At 69.1% G+C, this 3,489-nt stretch carries 3 protein-coding genes; all 3 read right to left on the bottom strand.

The genetic code is table 11. The features are described 5' to 3' along the window. Nucleotides 1-336 precede the first annotated feature (336 nt). Complete coding sequence (locus tag V7Q31_RS18105; RefSeq protein ID WP_333835245.1) at nucleotides 337-1,101, bottom strand: DUF4198 domain-containing protein; 765 nt, start codon at nucleotides 1,099-1,101, stop codon at nucleotides 337-339. Between the two features lie 310 nt (nucleotides 1,102-1,411). Further along, entirely contained in the window at nucleotides 1,412-1,828 is a 417-nt protein-coding gene (locus V7Q31_RS18100; RefSeq protein ID WP_333835244.1) for an Hsp20/alpha crystallin family protein, read from the bottom strand. A 98-nt stretch (nucleotides 1,829-1,926) separates the two neighbouring features. Next, nucleotides 1,927-3,414 (bottom strand): Asp-tRNA(Asn)/Glu-tRNA(Gln) amidotransferase subunit GatA, encoded by a 1,488-nt coding sequence (gene gatA / locus V7Q31_RS18095; protein ID WP_333835243.1) that lies wholly within the window; start codon nucleotides 3,412-3,414, stop codon nucleotides 1,927-1,929. Between the last annotated feature and the right edge of the window lie 75 nt (nucleotides 3,415-3,489).

The raw sequence follows: 3,489 nt of genomic DNA, 5'->3' as shown, positions 1-3,489 counted from the left end.
ATCAGACAAGTCGCGGCGCGGGAATCTGGAAACCTGCACCTGTGTCAATTCGTCCACACGGCCTAGGGCTGCCTTCATGAATCGTCCCCTCAATTCTCCCCTCGGAAAAAAGGTGGGACGGACAGGCCTTATTGGGAAGGACCCGGACCAATCGAGACAGAAAAACCTGCAAGTACCTGTCTTTATGAGCACTTTTGGATTGCTCAGAGCCGGTGCACACAGGATCGTGGCGCAATTCGGGCGCGCCACGCGAAAACCGCTGAATGACGACGGTTCAAGCCGAACCGGGCGATCCCGCGAGCTGCGGAAGACGAGCCGGCGAAAGTCGCCCTCGGCTCACTCTCGAGCCCAGGGCTCGAAGCGCACCCAGAGCACTCCGCCGAGTTCGACCGCCTTCTCGACGCCCTCACGCGGCATGGTTTCGCTAGAGGTCGTGAGCGCGGCGAAGCCCCACCAGCCCGGATGCGGGGCGGCGTAGCTGAATACGCCATTCGCGTCGGCCTTGACGGTCTGCGTGATCATCAGATCGCTGGGCGCCGCCCCCGGCGCGTCGAGCGGATAGTGCTCGACCTCGATCTCGGCGAAGGGCGTCGGCGCGCCGTCGATCAGAACGACGCCTTGGAACAGATTCCCCGCCCAGAGCCCGAAGGGCCGCGACAGCGGCGCGATCTCGACCGGCAGGCCGAGCGTCGCGTCCCACCCCGAATCGTCGTCATAGGCCGACACATAGGTCTTGGCGTAATGGATGATGAAGGCGTCCTCGGCGGGCTCCCAATAGGGCTGAGGAGTCATGGCGAAGACATGCGCGCCGGGGCGCTCGAGCGGCGCGACGACCGCGAAGCCGGCCTCGCCGAGGATCCGGGCGTCCTCCAGACCTCCCAGCAGATCGGTCGTCTCGCCGTCGTGGGTCACCGTGACCGCGGCCGGGCGGGCGAGTGTCATGCCGGCGCGCTCGAAGGGATGGCTGAAGGAGAGTTCGAGGCGCACGCTGCTCTCCTCCTCCTGCGAGACCATGGGATCGGCGGGAATGATCATGCCGAAATGCGCCGAGGCGGCGTCGGCCGCGAGACTGGCGGCGACAGCGACGAGGAATGGGCGCATGGGCTGGAGGCTCCTGTCCGATGAAGTGACCCGGTGGCGAGGCGCAGGGAGGTCGGACCTGCGACTCGCCGCCGTGTGATGATTATTCTCCGAAAATTGCATACTCTCAACTGCGATGCGGCGACCGATCCGCCGATCGATCGTCGCATGCGAGACGAGTGCCCGAGGTCGAATGGCCGATGGGACCGAGGCGCTCCCCACGCGCCCGCATCCGCGCACGCGCGGTTCGGAGACCTTTGGCGCGGAAGATCGACCTTGGAGCGTCGGATCGGGCCGCGCGCCCGGCTGCGGGACCGGCGCCGACCGCAGCTCAGCGAGCGGCGATCTCGATGCGGCGGGCCTTCTTCGCCGTCTCGGCGCGCCGGGCGATCCTGAGCCGCAGCACTCCGTCGGCGAAATCGGCCGTGATCCCCGCGTCGTCGGCGTCGGCGGGAAGGCGGAAGCTGCGCTGGAACGACCCGTATTCGCGCTCGGAGAAGAACCAGCTCTTGCCAGACTCGGTGCGCTCGGCCCGCTTCTCGCCCTTGACGGTCAGCGCGCCGTCATGCGCGGAAACCTCGACGTCCTCGGGCTTCACGCCGGGCAGCTCCAGCGTGATCTCGTAGCCGTCCGGCTCCTCGGCGGCCTCGGACCGCGGCGCCACCCAGTCGGCGAGCCGCGAGCCCGCCTGCCGCAGCGGGTCGAGCAGGCCGGGCCAGAACCCCGCGCTGTGCGTGCTTTCGACCATGATGCGCTCCCCTCTTCTGAAAGGACGCGCAAGGATCGCGCCGGCGCGCCGCGCCGGCCATGACGCCCGTCATTGAAGCGCCTGGCGAGAGTTGCGACTCACCACCAATGGTCGGGACGCGCCGTGAAGCCGGCGGCGCGCTCGAGCGCATAGGCGTCGTTCAGCAGCTCCGCCTCGCCCCAGGGCTTGCCGATGAGCTGGAGGCCTAGCGGAAGCCCCTCGGCGCTGAGCCCGGCGGGCACGGAGATGCCGGGGAGACCTGCGAGGTTCACAGTGACGGTGAAGACATCGTTGAGATACATCTGCACCGGGTCGTCGCCGCCCACTTCCCCGAGCGCGAAGGCGGCCGAGGGGGTGGCAGGCGTCAGGATGGCGTCGATCCCGTGGGCGAACACCTGCTCGAAATCGCGCCGGATCAGCGTGCGGACTTTCTGCGCGCGCAGATAATAGGCGTCGTAATAGCCCGCGCTCAGCACATAGGCGCCGATCATCACGCGCCGCCGCACTTCCGCGCCGAACCCCTCGGCGCGGCTGCGCTCGTAGAGTTCCGTCACGCCGTCGCCCGCAGAGAGCTCCGCGCGCAGCCCGTAGCGCACGCCGTCATAGCGGGCGAGGTTCGATGAGGCCTCGGCAGGGGCGATGATGTAGTAGGCGGGCAGCGCGTATTTCGTGTGGGGCAACGATATGTCGACGATCTCGGCGCCGGCGTCGGCGAGCATCTCCCGGCCGCGCGTCCAGAGCGCCTCGATCTCGGAGGGCATGCCGTCGAGGCGGTACTCCTTCGGAACGCCGATGCGGCGGCCGCGGATGTCGCCCGTGAGCGCGGCTTCGAAATCGGGGACGGGGATGGGCGCGGAAGTGCTGTCCTTCTCGTCGTCGCCGGCGATGGCCTGCAGGAAGATCGCCGCGTCGCGCACTGTTTTCGTCATCGGCCCCGCTTGGTCGAGCGACGAGGCGAAGGCGACGATCCCCCAGCGCGAGACGCGCCCGTAAGTCGGCTTCAGCCCGACGATGCCCACGAAGGCGGCGGGCTGGCGGATCGAGCCGCCCGTGTCGGTGCCGGTCGCGGCGAGGCACAGATCGGCGCTCACCGCCGCAGCCGAGCCGCCCGACGAGCCGCCGGGGGTCAGGGGCCGGTTGTCGCCGCGCCGCCGCCAGGGCGAGGCGACGGGGCCGTAGCACGAAGATTCGTTCGACGAGCCCATGGCGAATTCGTCCATGTTGAGCTTGCCGAGCATCACGGCGCCCGCGTCCCAGAGCTTCGCCGTCACGGTGCTCTCATAGGACGGCGCGAAGTCGCGCAGAATGTCGGAGGCCGCCTGGCTCCGCACGCCCGCCGTGCAGAAGAGGTCCTTGATCCCGAGCGGGATGCCGCACATCGCCGGCGCGCCGCCTGCGCGAAGGCGGGCGTCGGCGGCGTCGGCCATCGCGAGAGCCTTCTCCGGCGTGGGCGCGACCACCGCGTTCAGCGCCGACGCCGCGTAGATGGCGGAAATGCAGTCCTGCGCGATCTCGCGCGCGGTGCAGTCGCCGCGTCGCAGCGCGTCGCGCGCCTCGGCGATGGTCAGGGTGTTGAGATCCGTCATGCGCCGCGCCCCCGCGATAAGCCGATGCGGGTTTAACGAGGGGGGGCGGCGCAGGCAAGGCGGCGCCCCACCGGG

The sequence above is a fragment of the Rubrimonas sp. genome, assembly GCF_036788415.1.
GTDB lineage: Bacteria > Pseudomonadota > Alphaproteobacteria > Rhodobacterales > Rhodobacteraceae > Rubrimonas.
Note: the sequence above shows the minus strand (reverse complement) of the source record. Positions and strands in the feature narration are given on the sequence as shown.

Bases quoted from the DNA above. Each gene is read 5' to 3' on its own strand.
- V7Q31_RS18100 (WP_333835244.1), bottom strand. From the start codon at position 1,828: ATGGTCGAAAGCACGCACAGCGCGGGGTTCTGGCCCGGCCTGCTCGAC.
- V7Q31_RS18105 (WP_333835245.1), bottom strand. From the start codon at position 1,101: ATGCGCCCATTCCTCGTCGCTGTCGCCGCCAGTCTCGCGGCCGACGCC.
- gatA (WP_333835243.1), bottom strand. From the start codon at position 3,414: ATGACGGATCTCAACACCCTGACCATCGCCGAGGCGCGCGACGCGCTG.